The following is a 13,272-nucleotide window of genomic DNA, read 5'->3' as shown; positions in this document are numbered from 1 at the left end:
TAGCCTCCCGGGCTCCCCTTCGCGTACGGTTGACGGCTGCGATGCACGTCAGAAGGGGGCCCGGTGGCGGCTCAGGTTCAGCAGGAAACGGCGTTCGATCCGGTGGGCGACTCCGTGCGCGACCAGGAGGTCGGAGTCGAGCAGGAACACCTGGATCGGGTGTACCGGCGTCTTGAGGAAAAGATCCACGAGGCGGAGTTCCTGATGAACGACGCCGCCCAGCGCGGCCAGGTCGGTACACCCGGAGCACTCGCGGAGCGTGACGCGCAGGTGTTCCGGGCGGGGATCCACCTCAACCGCCTGAACAACGAGTTCGAGGACTTCCTCTTCGGAAGGATCGACCTCCTCCTCGGCAAGGACGGCAAGAAGGGCCCGGACGGCGCGTACACGGCGGTCGAGCCCGCCGAGGGCGCGGTACGGCCCGACAACACCGCCGAGATCGCGGAGACCCTCCACATCGGCCGCATCGGCGTCCTGGACTCGGACTACTCGCCGCTGGTCATCGACTGGCGGGCCCCGGCGGCCGCGCCGTTCTACCGCTCCACACCGGTCGACCCCGGCCGGGTAGTACGCCGCCGGGTCATCCGCTCCAAGGGCCGCAGGGTCCTGGGGGTCGAGGACGACCTGATGCGCCCGGAGCTGAAAGCTTCCCTCTCCGGCCGCGAACTGCCGGTGATCGGCGACGGCGCGCTGATGGCCGCGCTCGGCCAGGCCCGCAGCCACACCATGCGGGACATCGTCGCCTCCATCCAGGCCGAGCAGGACCTGGTCATCCGGGCACCCGCCGCCTCCGTCACGTACGTGGAGGGCGGGCCGGGCACCGGCAAGACGGCGGTCGCCCTGCACCGGGCCGCCTACCTGCTCTACCAGGACCGCAGGCGGTACGCGGGCGGCATCCTGATCGTCTCGCCCACGCCTCTGCTGGTCGCGTACACCGAGGGCGTGCTGCCGTCCCTCGGCGAGGAGGGCCAGGTCGCCATCCGCGCGGTCGGCTCCCTGGTCGACGGCGCGGAGGCCACGCTGTACGACTCGCCGGCGGTGGCCCGCGCCAAGGGCTCGTACAGGATGCTCAAGGTGCTGCGGAAGGCGGCGCGCGGGGCACTGGAGGCGCCGGGCGGGCCCGGCCAGGGGCCCGCGCGCGGCAGGCGGAACGGGCAGGCGGGCCGCAACGGCCGCAACGGGCAGAACGGGCAGCTCGCATTCGGCGACCCGGACGACGGCTTCGCCGACTTTGACGACTCGGGCGACTCGGGCGACTCCGACGACGAATCGCAGGCTCGCTCCGCCACATCCACCACCCGTCTCCGCGTCGTCGCCTTCGGACGCCGGCTGGAGCTGGAGGCGCCCGAGCTGGACCGGATCCGCCAGAACGCGCTCTCCGGGACCGCCCCCGTGAACCTGCTGCGCCCGCGCGCCCGCAAGCTGCTGCTCGACGCCCTCTGGGCGCGGTCCGGCGCCGGGACCCGGCACACGGACGCCGAGCTGGCGGCCGAGTTGCGCTCCTCGTTCGACGAGGACGTCAGCTCCGAGGACAGCTTCATCGAGTTCGTCGACGCCTGGTGGCCCGAGCTGGCACCGGGTGCCGTCCTGGAGGCGATGGCCGACGAGAAACGGCTCGGCCGCTGGGCGCGGCGGATCCTCAACCCCGGTGAGGTACGGCGGGTCGCCCGCTCCCTCAAGCGGGACGGCCTCTCCGTGCACGACGTGGCCATGCTCGACGAACTCCAGGCCATCCTCGGCACCCCGGCCCGCCCCCGCAGGAAGCGCGACCTCGACCCGCTCGACCAGCTGACGGGCCTGGAGGAGCTCATGCCCGAACGCGAGGAGACGCAGCGCGAACGGGCCGAACGGCTGGCCCAGGAGCGCACGGAGTACGCGCACGTCATCGTCGACGAGGCGCAGGACCTCACGCCCATGCAGTGGCGCATGATCGGCCGCCGCGGCCGGCACGCCACGTGGACCGTGGTCGGCGACCCCGCCCAGTCCTCGTGGTCGGACCCCGACGAGGCCGCCGAGGCCCGTGACGAGGCCCTCGGCACGCGCCCGCGCCGCCGCTTCACGCTCACCGTGAACTACCGCAACCCGGCCGAGATCGCCGAGCTCGCCGCCAAGGTCCTGGCCCTGGCCATGCCCGGCTCCACCTCCCCGTCCGCGGTGCGCTCCACGGGCGTACGGCCGCGTTTTGTGGCAACGAACAATGGACACAGCGCGGTCGTACGGGACTCCCTGGCCAAGACGGTGCGGGAGGAGGCAGCGAGGCTGCTCGACCAGGTCGACGGCACGGTCGGTGTCGTCGTCGCCATGAACCGCCGCGCCGAGGCCGCTCGCTGGCTCGCCGGGCTCGGCGACCGGGTGGTGGCGCTCGGCAGCCTGGAGGCGAAGGGCCTGGAGTACGACGCCACGGTGGTCGTCTCCCCGGCGGAGATCGCCGACGAGTCACCGGCCGGGCTGCGCGTGCTGTACGTGGCACTGACCCGGGCCACTCAGCAGCTCACCGTCGTCTCGGCCGACCGCGACGAACCGGACGCGAACGGGGTGCCGGACCTGCTGCGGGACTGACCGGGCCCCGGCTCGCGGTCCGGCTCCGGCCCGCCCCGCGAGCCGGACCGGACCTTGACCGAAGAACCTTCTCCGTGAACCTCCGGTACGGGAATTGCCTTACGGGGATCGTTTGTTACGGTTGGTGTGGCACCGGCCCGATCCAAGCCCCCGGGCCCAACCTTCGTCGCTACGAGCGACCACTTGCCGCGAGGCGAGCATGGCGGGTCGGTGTCATTGAACGTGTTCCGTTCGACGTGTCGTGAGCGGAAGAGAGGCCCCTGTCACCCAGTGACAGGGGCCTCTCCTTGATTGAGAACAAAACGTTCGCAATCCAGGGCGGCTACCACGTACTCCGCGGTAGGTGCGACGATCGGACGGCAAACCCGCGAACCAGTAGCGCTCGCAGCACCCGGTGAAAGCAGAGGAAGTCGGCCATGGCAACGGCGCCCAGCGTCTCCTACTCGATTACGGTCCGGTTGGAGGTGCCCGCGAGCGGAACCGCGGTCTCCCAGATCACCACGGCCGTGGAGTCCCACGGAGGCTCGGTGACCGGCCTCGACGTGACGGCCTCCGGCCACGAGAAGCTCCGGATCGACGTCACCATCGCGGCGTCGTCGACCGCCCACGCCGACGAGATCGTCGAGCAGCTGCGCGGCATCGAGGACGTGACGCTCGGCAAGGTGTCCGACCGTACGTTCCTGATGCACCTCGGCGGCAAGATCGAGATGCAGTCCAAGCACCCGATCCGCAACCGTGACGACCTCTCGATGATCTACACCCCGGGCGTGGCCCGTGTGTGCATGGCGATCGCCGAGAACCCCGAGGACGCCCGCCGGCTGACCATCAAGCGCAACTCCGTCGCGGTCGTGACGGACGGCTCCGCCGTGCTGGGCCTCGGCAACATCGGCCCGATGGCCGCCCTGCCGGTCATGGAGGGCAAGGCGGCGCTCTTCAAGCGCTTCGCCGGCATCGACGCCTGGCCGCTGTGCCTGGACACCCAGGACACCGACGAGATCGTCGCGATCGTCAAGGCGATCGCCCCGGGCTTCGCGGGCATCAACCTGGAAGACATCTCGGCCCCCCGCTGCTTCGAGATCGAGGCCCGCCTCCGTGAGGCCCTCGACATCCCCGTCTTCCACGACGACCAGCACGGCACGGCGATCGTCGTGCTCGCGGCCCTCACGAACGCGCTGCGCGTGGCGGGCAAGGGGATCGGTGACATCCGGGTCGTCATGTCCGGCGCGGGCGCGGCCGGTACGGCCATCCTGAAGCTGCTGCTCGCCGCCGGCGTCAAGCACGCCGTCGTCGCCGACATCCATGGTGTCGTGCACGCGGGCCGTGAGGACCTGGTGAAGGCCGCCGCCGACTCGCCGCTGCGGTGGATCGCCGACAACACCAACCCCGAAGGGGTCACGGGGACGCTCAAGGAGGCCGTGCGCGGCTCGGACGTCTTCATCGGCGTCTCCGCCCCGAACGTGCTGGACGGCGACGACGTGGCCGCCATGGCCGAGGGTGCCATCGTGTTCGCGCTCGCGAACCCCGACCCCGAGGTCGACCCGGCGATCGCCCGCCAGACCGCGGCCGTCGTGGCCACCGGCCGCTCCGACTTCCCGAACCAGATCAACAACGTGCTGGTCTTCCCGGGTGTCTTCCGCGGCCTGCTGGACGCCCAGTCCCGCACGGTCAACACGGAGATGATGCTTGCGGCCGCAACCGCCCTGGCGGACGTGGTGACCGAGGACGAGCTCAACGAGAACTACATCATCCCCAGCGTCTTCAACGACAAGGTCGCGGGCGCGGTCGCCGGTGCGGTCCGCACCGCGGCGAAGGCGGCGGGCGCGACGGCCTGAGCCTTCTGAGGGCTGCCGCCCCTGAAATGGACCGGACTGGGTAGGGGAGCCGGGGCGGGGAAATTCCCCGCCAGGTGGCGACTGTGACGGTTGCCACCCGGCCCCCGTACCGGCGCGTCGCCGGACGCGGGGCGTCAGGCCGCCTCTAGGGTGGCGGCCATGGCTCAGTCCCTGAGGGCCCACCAGGCCTTTCAGGCCCTGCGGTCCGCTGCCGGGAACCGACGGAGCGTCACCAATTCGAGGCCGTGGCGCTTTTCGTGTGACTCCCAGGGGTGCCGGATTGGCTTTCCCGCCGCAGGTGGGGGCAGGATGCGTCTTCGGGCGCGAGGGTCCGGCCACGGACCCGGGTCCGGGGACCGACGAGGAACCTGGCAGCATCGGCTTCGACGTGCCCAATATGCGGCTCCGCCGCGTGGCACGCCTCAACGGCAAGAAGAACACGGGAGTAACAACATGAACCGCAGTGAGCTGGTGGCCGCGCTGGCCGACCGTGCCGAGGTGACCCGCAAGGACGCCGACGCCGTTCTGGCCGCCTTTGCCGAGACCGTCGGTGAGATCGTCGCCAAGGGCGACGAGAAGGTCACCATCCCCGGCTTCCTGACCTTCGAGCGCACCCACCGTGCCGCTCGCACCGCGCGGAACCCGCAGACCGGCGACCCGATCCAGATCCCCGCCGGCTACAGCGTCAAGGTCTCCGCGGGCAGCAAGCTCAAGGAAGCCGCCAAGGGCAAGTGACCTTGCCGTCTACACCTCGCGGGACGGTGTTCGGCAGGTAGTAGCAGGTAGGTAGGCAGTAGCAGCAGGATGTGCGATGGGGCGGCACCCGGGATCCGGGTGCCGCCCCATCGCTGTTGCGCCTACCAATGGCCTCGAACGCCGACCGGGCCGAACAGCGCCCGGCCGGGCCGAGTGCCGCCGGCCAGGACGACTCTCGCTAGCCGAGCGCCTTGCCCGGCAGCTCCACCTTCGCGCCCAGTTCCACCAGCTTTTCCATGCTGTGTCCATCCGGGGGACAACCCCCGGACCCCCAGCCGGTAGCGGGACTGCCGTGAGCCGGTACGCGCCGGCGGGCTGTCAGCCGAGCGCCTTGCCCGGCAGTTCGACCTTCGCGCCCAGTTCCACGAGCTTTTCCATGAAGTTCTCGTAGCCGCGGTTGATCAGGTCGATGCCGTGGACGCGGGACGTGCCCTGGGCCGCCAGCGCGGCGATGAGGTACGAGAAGCCGCCGCGGAGGTCGGGGATGACCAGGTCGGCGCCCTGGAGCTTCGTGGGGCCCGACACGACCGCCGAGTGGAGGAAGTTGCGCTGGCCGAAGCGGCAGTGGGAGCCGCCGAGGCACTCGCGGTAGAGCTGGATGTGCGCGCCCATCTGGTTGAGCGCGGAGGTGAAGCCGAGGCGGGACTCGTACACCGTCTCGTGGACGATGGAGAGGCCGGTCGCCTGCGTGAGGGCGACGACGAGCGGCTGCTGCCAGTCCGTCTGGAAGCCCGGGTGCACGTCCGTCTCCAGCGCGATGGACTTCAGCTGGCCGCCCGGGTGCCAGAAGCGGATGCCCTCGTCGTCGATCTCGAAGGCACCGCCCACCTTCCGGTACGTGTTCAGGAACGTCATCATCGAGCGCTGCTGGGCGCCGCGGACGTAGATGTTGCCTTCGGTCGCCAGGGCCGCGGAAGCCCAGGAGGCGGCCTCCAGACGGTCCGGCAGGGCCGCGTGGGTGTAGCCGCCGAGCTTGTCGACACCGGTGACACGGATGGTGCGGTCGGTGTCCATCGCGATGATCGCGCCCATTTTCTGCAGAACGCAGATCAGGTCCTCGATCTCCGGCTCCACGGCCGCGTTCGACAGCTCCGTCACGCCCTCCGCGAGGACGGCCGTCAGCAGCACCTGCTCGGTCGCGCCCACGGACGGGTACGGCAGCGTGATCTTCGTGCCGCGCAGCCGCTGCGGAGCCTCCAGATACTGGCCGTCCGCGCGCTTCTCGATCGTCGCGCCGAACTGCCGCAGCACCTCGAAGTGGAAGTCGATCGGCCGGCCGCCGATGTCACAGCCGCCCAGGCCCGGGATGAACGCGTGCCCGAGGCGGTGCAGGAGCGGACCGCAGAGGAGGATCGGGATACGCGACGAGCCCGCGTGCGCGTCGATGTCCGCGACGTTCGCGCTCTCCACGTGCGACGGGTCCATGACGAGTTCGCCCGGCTCCTCGCCCGGACGGACCGTCACACCGTGCAGCTGCAGCAGCCCGCGTACGACCCGCACGTCACGGATGTCGGGGACGTTGCGCAGTCGGCTCGGAGCACTACCGAGCAGCGCGGCGACCATGGCCTTCGGTACGAGGTTCTTCGCACCGCGGACACGGATCTCGCCCTCCAGCGGGGTTCCGCCGTGGACAAGGAGTACGTCGTCTGAGCCGTTGACGGTCATGTATCTCGCGTTCCGGTTGGTTGGGCAGGGGCGAAGAAGCAAGCGTAATGGCCGCCTACCCCCCTTCAGTAAGCCCAAGGGCGCCCCAGGGACGTCATAGCTTTGCCACAACACGAACCGCTCCTAAACGGACACACGGGGTCACCGTCGAGGTCGTGCGCTCCACCTGCATCTGTACGCCCTGAGCTGCATTCACCCGGGTACGGGTATTGCCTCCCCCCGCACGGGGAAGATGCGGGATCATGTCTCGCATGACCGAGGTGTCCTCGCTCACAGGGCGGCTGCTCGTGGCCACGCCCGCCCTGGCGGACCCGAACTTCGACCGTGCTGTGGTGCTGCTCCTCGACCACGACGAGGAGGGCTCCCTGGGTGTCGTCCTCAACCGCCCCACACCGGTGGATGTGAGCGACATCCTCTCGGGCTGGGCGGACCTCGCGGGCGAGCCCGGTGTGGTCTTCCAGGGCGGCCCCGTCTCGCTCGACTCCGCGCTCGGTGTGGCGGTGATCCCGGGGGGCGCGTCGGGGGAGCGCGCTCCGCTGGGCTGGCGCCGGGTGCACGGGGCGATCGGGCTCGTGGACCTGGAGGCCCCGCCGGAGCTGCTGGCCTCGGCCCTCGGCTCGCTGCGGATCTTCGCCGGATACGCCGGCTGGGGCCCCGGACAGCTGGAGGACGAGCTCGGCGAGGGCGCCTGGTACGTGGTGGAGTCGGAGCCCGGAGACGTCTCCTCGCCCTCTCCGGAACGGCTGTGGCGCGAGGTGCTGCGCCGCCAGCGCAACGAGCTGGCGATGGTGGCCACGTACCCGGACGACCCTTCGCTCAACTGATGCCTCCCGGCTTCAGTACTCTTGCGTCTATGAGCACTCTTGAGCCTGAGACCCAGCCCCAGCGAGGCACTGGGACGGGGACCCTCGTAGAGCCGACGCCGCAGACGTCGCACGGCGACGGGGACCACGAGCGCTTCGCCCACTACGTCCAGAAGGACAAGATCATGGCGAGCGCGCTGGACGGCACGCCCGTCGTGGCGCTCTGCGGCAAGGTGTGGGTGCCGGGCCGCGACCCGAAGAAGTACCCCGTGTGTCCCATGTGCAAGGAGATCTACGAGTCCATGGGCGCCGGCGGCGACGAGGGCAAGGGCGGCGGCGACAAGAAGTAACGCCTCCGGCGTGCCTCCGGTGGCTTTCCGCCCGGTGACCTTCCGCCCGGTGCGGGGGCGCCGGGCGCAGTGGTGCCGTGCCGAGCGGTACCGGCCTGTGCGGCGATGGGCCCCGGATGCGTTCTTTGGGCGCTGCCGGGGCCTTTGCACTGCCCGTGTACGAGCCACTCGTTGCACGGAGTGCTTCGAGTGGTCACAGAGTGGTTGAGACCTCTTGTGGCCATGTTCATGTACTCCATAGCCTCCGACGTGTTGTGCAGCGCAAAACCACCATTGCACGTGCTGCAACGCGCTCCCCCGGAGGACGCCCCGTGAAGCTCTCGAAACTCATCGCCCGAATGGCCGCCCCGATAGCCGCGCTTGTCGTCGCCGGGCTCACGGCCACCGCCTGCGCCCCCGAGTCCTCCGACAACTCCGGGGACAAGGACGAGAAGAGCGGCACCCTGCGGGTGTGGCTCTTTCAGGAGGTCGACACCGCTCCGAAGGAGAAAGTGGTCGACGGTGTCGTCGCCGCCTTCGAGAAGGCCCACAAGGGCACGAAGGTCGACGTCCAGTACATCCCCGTCGAGACCCGCGCCGAGAAGATCAAGGCCGCCTTCAACGACCCCAAGAGCGCGCCCGACCTCATCGAGTACGGGAACACCGACACGGCCGGCTACGTCAAGGACGGCGGACTCGCCGACGTCACCAAGGAGTTCACGGACTGGAGCGAGTCCAAGGACACCGACCCGACCGCCAAGCAGTCCGTCACGGTCGACGGCAAGATCTACGGCGCCCCGTACTTCGTCGGCGTCCGCGCCCTCTACTACCGCACGGACGTGTTCGAGGAGCTGGGCCTCGAAGTACCCAAGACCCAGGCCGAGTTGATCAGCACCGCCAAGGAGATCCGGCAGGCGAAGCCGGACCTGTACGGGCTCGCGGTCGGCGGTGCCTACACGTACGGCGCGATGCCGTTCATCTGGTCCAACGGCGGCGAGATCGCCGAGGGCAAGGGCGGCTCGTACGCCTCGACGATCGACGGCACGGACGCCCAGAAGGGCATCAAGGCGTACACCTCGCTGTTCGGCGACGACAACTGTCCGGCCGCCAAGTGTGCGGGCATGGGCGGCAACGACACCGTCACCGCGTTCGCCTCCGGCAAGGCGGGCATGGCGATCGGCGGCGACTTCAGTCACGCGGCGATCGAGGCCGGGAAGGTCAAGGGCAAGTACGCGGTCGTGCCGCTGCCCGGAGTGAAGTCCGGTGAGATCGCTCCCGCGTTCGCGGGCGGCAACAACCTCGGCGTGCTGAACAGCACTTCGCACCGCACGCTCGCCGTCGACCTGATGGAGCAGCTCGCCTCGAAGAAGTCGCAGGACGAACTCTTCGACGCCATGGGCTTCCTGCCGACGTTCACGGACGTACGCCAGGACGTCGCCAAGCGCGAGCCGTTCGTCGCGCCCTTCGTGAAGACCCTGGGCGCGGGCGCCAAGTTCGTCCCGGCCTCGCCCGCCTGGTCCCAGATCGACGCGTCCCTCGTACTGCCCACGATGTTCCAGGAGGTCGTCAGCGGGCGTAAGAGCGTGGACGCGGCCTCGAAGGACGCGGCGAAGAAGATGAACGACGCCTTCAGCTCCGCGGGGTGACCCGGATGACGAACCGTCCGCTGCCGGGGGCCGCTCCGCCGCCGGGCCCGTCCGCGGAATCGCCCTCGCGCGACGGCGGGCCGGACGGGGCGCTGCCAGGGGCCACGGCCCCGCCCGCGCCCCGGCGGGGTGGGTCCGGTCCGGCAAAGGGCGCGTCGCCCGCACCCGTCCGCACGGCGGCCCGCCCGGGCCGCCGTGGCGGCGGGGGCCGCAAGTCCCCGCTCGCGCGGGGCGGTTGGACGCCCTGGCTCTACCTCGCCCCCGCGCTCGTCGTCATCGGCGGGCTGCTCGTCTACCCCGTCTACCAGCTCGGGCTGATCTCGTTCCTGGAGTACACGCAGGCGCAGGTCAGCGGTGGGGAGCCGGCGACCTTCCAGGGGTTCGGGAACTACGCGACGCTCTTCGGGGACCCGCAGTTCTGGCAGGTCCTGCTGGCCACCGTGCTGTTCGCCGGCGCGTGTGTGGTGTCGACGCTCGCGGTGGGCTGCGCGCTCGCCGTCCTTCTGACACGTGTCCGTGCCGTGCCGAGGCTCGCGCTGATGCTGGCCGCGCTCGGCGCGTGGGCGACACCCGCGGTGACCGGCTCGACGGTGTGGCTGCTCCTCTTCGACCCCGACTTCGGTCCGGTCAACCGGATCCTCGGGCTCGGCGACCACTCCTGGACGTACGGCCGTTACAGCGCCTTCGCCCTCGTCCTGCTCGAAGTGGTCTGGTGCTCCTTCCCGTTCGTGATGGTCACGGTGTACGCCGGCATCCGCGCCGTACCGGCCGAGGTGCTGGAGGCCGCGTCCCTGGACGGCGCCTCCCAGTGGCGGATCTGGCGCTCGGTGCTCGCCCCGATGCTCCGGCCGATCCTCGTGGTCGTCACCATCCAGTCGGTCATCTGGGACTTCAAGGTCTTCACGCAGATCTACGTCATGACGGGCGGCGGAGGCATCGCCGGCCAGAACCTCGTACTGAACGTGTACGCCTACCAGAAGGCCTTCGCGTCCTCCCAGTACAGCCTCGGCTCGGCGATCGGAGTGGTGATGCTGCTGATTCTGCTCGCCGTCACGCTCGTATATCTGAGGCTGATCAGAAGGCAGGGGGAGGAGCTGTGAGTTCCGCAAGTCCCGTGAAAACAGAAGGCTTTGTACGTGATTTCGCACGACGTTCCGTACAGCGGCCGTGGCGGCTGGCCGCCGAGGCGTCCGCACTGCTGATCGCGGCGGTCGTCGCATTCCCCCTCTACTGGATGGTGCTCAGCGCCTTCAAGCCCGCCGGGGAGATCGAGTCGGCCGAGCCGCGGCCCTGGACGCTGGACCCGACGGTCGATTCCTTCCGACGCGTCTTCGGGCAGCAGGAATTCGGCCGGTACTTCCTCAACAGCCTTGTCGTGGCGGTCACCGTGGTCGCCGTCTCGGCGCTCATCGCGTTTCTCGCCGCGACCGCCGTGACACGATTCCGCTTCCGTTTCCGCACCACCCTGCTCATCATGTTCCTGATCGCGCAGATGGTGCCCGTCGAGGCCCTGACGATCCCCCTCTTCTTCCAGATGCGGGACCTCGGTCAGCTCAACACGCTGGGCGCGCTGATCCTGCCGCACATCGCCTTCTCGCTGCCCTTCGCGATCTGGATGCTGCGCGGCTTTGTGAAGGCCGTCCCGGAGGCCCTTGAAGAGGCCGCCTACATCGACGGGGCGAGCCGGACGCGGTTCCTGTGGCAGATCCTTTTCCCGCTGGTCTTTCCCGGGCTCGTCGCCACCAGCGTGTTCTCGTTCATCTCCGCGTGGAACGACTTCCTCTTCGCCAAGTCCTTCATCATCAGCGACACTTCGCAGTCCACTCTGCCGATGGCCCTCCTTGTCTTCTACAAGCCCGACGACCCCGACTGGGGCGGTGTGATGGCCGCGTCCACGGTGATGACCATTCCGGTACTGATCTTCTTCGTACTCGTACAGCGGCGGCTGGTCTCCGGACTGGGCGGCGCGGTGAAGGACTGAGACATGACCACCTCGGAACTGATTCCCGGGCCGCTGACCACGTCGACCTGGGGCGACGGCGTTTTCCCGCTCGACGAGGAGACGACCCTCACGGCGGGACCGGAGACCGACGGCACGGCACGCTGGCTGCGCGCGGTGCTCGTCGCCGCCACGGGGCTTCCGCTGCGCGAAGGCGAACCCGGGCCGTCCGGGCACGCGGCGGAGAACTCCGTCGAACTGCGCCTCGACCCGCAACTGCCGCCCGAGGGCTACCGGATCACGGTCCGCGACCGGCGGGCTCTTGTCACCGGAGGCGGCCCGGCCGGGGTGTTCTGGGGTGCCCAGACGCTACGGCAGCTGCTGGGCCCCGACGCCTTCCGGCGTGCCCCTCTGCGGCGCACCGGCTGGCAGCTGCCGGAAACCGAGATCCAGGACGCCCCGCGATTCGCCTGGCGCGGCCTCATGCTCGACGTCTCACGGCACTTCATGCCCAAGGACGGTGTCCTGCGCTATCTCGACCTGATGGCGGCGCACAAGCTGAACGTCTTCCACTTCCACCTCACGGACGACCAGGGCTGGCGTATCGAGATCAAGCGGTACCCGAAGCTCACGGAGACCGGATCCTGGCGGGCGCGCACCAAATTCGGCCATCGCGCCTCGCCCCTCTGGGAGGACAAGCCGCACGGGGGCTTCTACACCCAGGACGACATCCGCGAGATCGTCGCGTACGCCACCGAGCGGCATATCGCCGTCGTCCCCGAAATCGACATCCCGGGGCACTCGCAGGCCGCCATCGCCGCATATCCGGAACTCGGCAACACCGACGTCATCGACACGACCTCCCTCTCCGTCTGGGACACCTGGGGCGTCTCCAAAAACGTACTCGCCCCCACTGACAACGTCCTTCGCTTCTACGAGGGCGTCTTCGAGGAAGTCCTCGACCTGTTCCCCGCGGACGCGGTCGGCTTCTCGGAGTTCGTCCACGTCGGCGGCGACGAGTGCGCCAAGGACCAGTGGGAGGCGTCGCCGGCCGCGAAGGAACGGATCGTGGACCTCGGGCTCGCGGACGTGGACGAACTCCAGTCGTGGTTCATCCGGCACTTCGACAACTGGCTGACCGCGCGCGGGCGTCGGCTGATCGGCTGGGACGAGATCCTGGAGGGCGGCCTCGCCCCGGGCGCCGCCGTGTCCTCGTGGCGCGGCTACCGCGGCGGCATCACGGCCGCCCGCGCGGGCCACGACGTCGTCATGTGCCCCGAGCAGCAGGTCTACTTGGACCACCGTCAGCACGGCGGCCCCGACGAGCCGGTGCCGATCGGCTTCGTACGCACCCTTGAGGACGTCTACCGCTTCGAGCCCGTTCCACCGGAGTTGACCTCCGATCAGGCGCGGCACGTCCTGGGCACCCAGGCCAACCTGTGGACCGAGGTCATGGAGGACCGCACCCGCGTGGACTACCAGGCGTTCCCCCGGCTCGCCGCCTTCGCCGAGGTCGCCTGGAGCGCCCTGCCCGACCCCGCGGAGCGCGACTTCGCCGGCTTCGAGCGGCGGATGAGCGCCCACTACGGGCGACTTGACGCCCTCGGAGTCTCCTACCGGCCCCCCACCGGGCCGTTGCCCTGGCAGCAGCGCCCAGGAGTGCTCGGACGCCCGATCGAGGGAGCGCCCCCGAACGTGTGAGGTGCCTCCCAAGGGGTGTCGTCCGAAGCGGTTGCCCTGGGA

10 protein-coding genes are annotated in these 13,272 nt (G+C 69.8%); 9 read left to right on the top strand and 1 reads right to left on the bottom strand.

The window, feature by feature from the left end; translation table 11 throughout:
• Positions 1 to 63 precede the first annotated feature (63 nt).
• From ACFWXQ_RS18140 to ACFWXQ_RS18130, 3 genes are all read left to right on the top strand, one after another.
• Positions 64 to 2,559 (top strand): HelD family protein, encoded by a 2,496-nt coding sequence (locus ACFWXQ_RS18140; protein WP_383943523.1) that lies wholly within the window; start codon positions 64 to 66, stop codon positions 2,557 to 2,559.
• Positions 2,560 to 2,975: 416 nt separating this feature from the next.
• Positions 2,976 to 4,391 carry an NAD-dependent malic enzyme gene (locus ACFWXQ_RS18135; RefSeq protein ID WP_383943520.1) on the top strand — a complete coding sequence of 472 codons (1,416 nt, stop codon included), beginning with the start codon at positions 2,976 to 2,978 and terminating at the stop codon, positions 4,389 to 4,391.
• Positions 4,392 to 4,844: 453 nt separating this feature from the next.
• Positions 4,845 to 5,126 (top strand): HU family DNA-binding protein, encoded by a 282-nt coding sequence (locus tag ACFWXQ_RS18130; protein WP_007382399.1) that lies wholly within the window; start codon positions 4,845 to 4,847, stop codon positions 5,124 to 5,126.
• 339 nt (positions 5,127 to 5,465) lie between these two features.
• Here the strand turns inward: ACFWXQ_RS18130 and murA are convergent, their stop codons facing one another.
• Positions 5,466 to 6,812: a UDP-N-acetylglucosamine 1-carboxyvinyltransferase gene (gene murA, locus ACFWXQ_RS18125; RefSeq protein ID WP_055614624.1), complete on the bottom strand. Its 1,347-nt coding sequence runs from the start codon at positions 6,810 to 6,812 to the stop codon at positions 5,466 to 5,468.
• A 251-nt stretch (positions 6,813 to 7,063) separates the two neighbouring features.
• Here murA and ACFWXQ_RS18120 point away from each other — a divergent pair, with 251 nt between their 5' ends.
• The 6 genes from ACFWXQ_RS18120 to ACFWXQ_RS18095 all read left to right on the top strand — a co-directional run bounded on the left by ACFWXQ_RS18120 (position 7,064) and on the right by ACFWXQ_RS18095 (position 13,230).
• Positions 7,064 to 7,636 (top strand): YqgE/AlgH family protein, encoded by a 573-nt coding sequence (locus ACFWXQ_RS18120; RefSeq protein ID WP_055614623.1) that lies wholly within the window; start codon positions 7,064 to 7,066, stop codon positions 7,634 to 7,636.
• Between the two features lie 29 nt (positions 7,637 to 7,665).
• A complete protein-coding gene (locus ACFWXQ_RS18115; RefSeq protein ID WP_143632673.1) occupies positions 7,666 to 7,965 on the top strand; it encodes a DUF3039 domain-containing protein in 300 nt (99 codons plus the stop codon).
• Positions 7,966 to 8,303: 338 nt separating this feature from the next.
• Positions 8,304 to 9,590, top strand: a complete 1,287-nt coding sequence (locus ACFWXQ_RS18110; RefSeq protein WP_383941991.1) for an extracellular solute-binding protein — start codon at positions 8,304 to 8,306, stop codon at positions 9,588 to 9,590.
• Between the two features lie 5 nt (positions 9,591 to 9,595).
• Positions 9,596 to 10,690, top strand: a complete 1,095-nt coding sequence (locus ACFWXQ_RS18105) for a carbohydrate ABC transporter permease (RefSeq protein WP_383941910.1) — start codon at positions 9,596 to 9,598, stop codon at positions 10,688 to 10,690.
• Positions 10,687 to 11,571, top strand: a complete 885-nt coding sequence (locus ACFWXQ_RS18100) for a carbohydrate ABC transporter permease (RefSeq protein WP_383941913.1) — start codon at positions 10,687 to 10,689, stop codon at positions 11,569 to 11,571. The genes ACFWXQ_RS18105 and ACFWXQ_RS18100 overlap by 4 nt, the downstream gene beginning before the upstream one ends.
• Positions 11,572 to 11,574: 3 nt before the next feature.
• The gene (locus tag ACFWXQ_RS18095; protein WP_383941916.1) at positions 11,575 to 13,230 is read left to right on the top strand and encodes a beta-N-acetylhexosaminidase; all 1,656 of its coding nucleotides are present in this window, start codon (positions 11,575 to 11,577) and stop codon (positions 13,228 to 13,230) included.
• Positions 13,231 to 13,272: the final 42 nt, after the last annotated feature.

The sequence above is a fragment of the Streptomyces sp. NPDC058697 genome (assembly GCF_042715345.1).
GTDB classification, from domain to species: Bacteria; Actinomycetota; Actinomycetes; order Streptomycetales; family Streptomycetaceae; genus Streptomyces; species Streptomyces liliifuscus.
The sequence above is the reverse complement of the archived record's forward strand: the minus strand, read 5'-3'. Positions and strand labels throughout refer to the sequence as shown.

Bases quoted from the DNA above. Each gene is read 5' to 3' on its own strand.
- ACFWXQ_RS18105 (WP_383941910.1), top strand. From the start codon at position 9,596: ATGACGAACCGTCCGCTGCCGGGGGCCGCTCCGCCGCCGGGCCCGTCC.
- ACFWXQ_RS18110 (WP_383941991.1), top strand. From the start codon at position 8,304: ATGGCCGCCCCGATAGCCGCGCTTGTCGTCGCCGGGCTCACGGCCACC.
- ACFWXQ_RS18115 (WP_143632673.1), top strand. From the start codon at position 7,666: ATGAGCACTCTTGAGCCTGAGACCCAGCCCCAGCGAGGCACTGGGACG.
- ACFWXQ_RS18135 (WP_383943520.1), top strand. From the start codon at position 2,976: ATGGCAACGGCGCCCAGCGTCTCCTACTCGATTACGGTCCGGTTGGAG.
- ACFWXQ_RS18130 (WP_007382399.1), top strand. From the start codon at position 4,845: ATGAACCGCAGTGAGCTGGTGGCCGCGCTGGCCGACCGTGCCGAGGTG.
- ACFWXQ_RS18095 (WP_383941916.1), top strand. From the start codon at position 11,575: ATGACCACCTCGGAACTGATTCCCGGGCCGCTGACCACGTCGACCTGG.
- ACFWXQ_RS18120 (WP_055614623.1), top strand. From the start codon at position 7,064: ATGACCGAGGTGTCCTCGCTCACAGGGCGGCTGCTCGTGGCCACGCCC.
- murA (WP_055614624.1), bottom strand. From the start codon at position 6,812: ATGACCGTCAACGGCTCAGACGACGTACTCCTTGTCCACGGCGGAACC.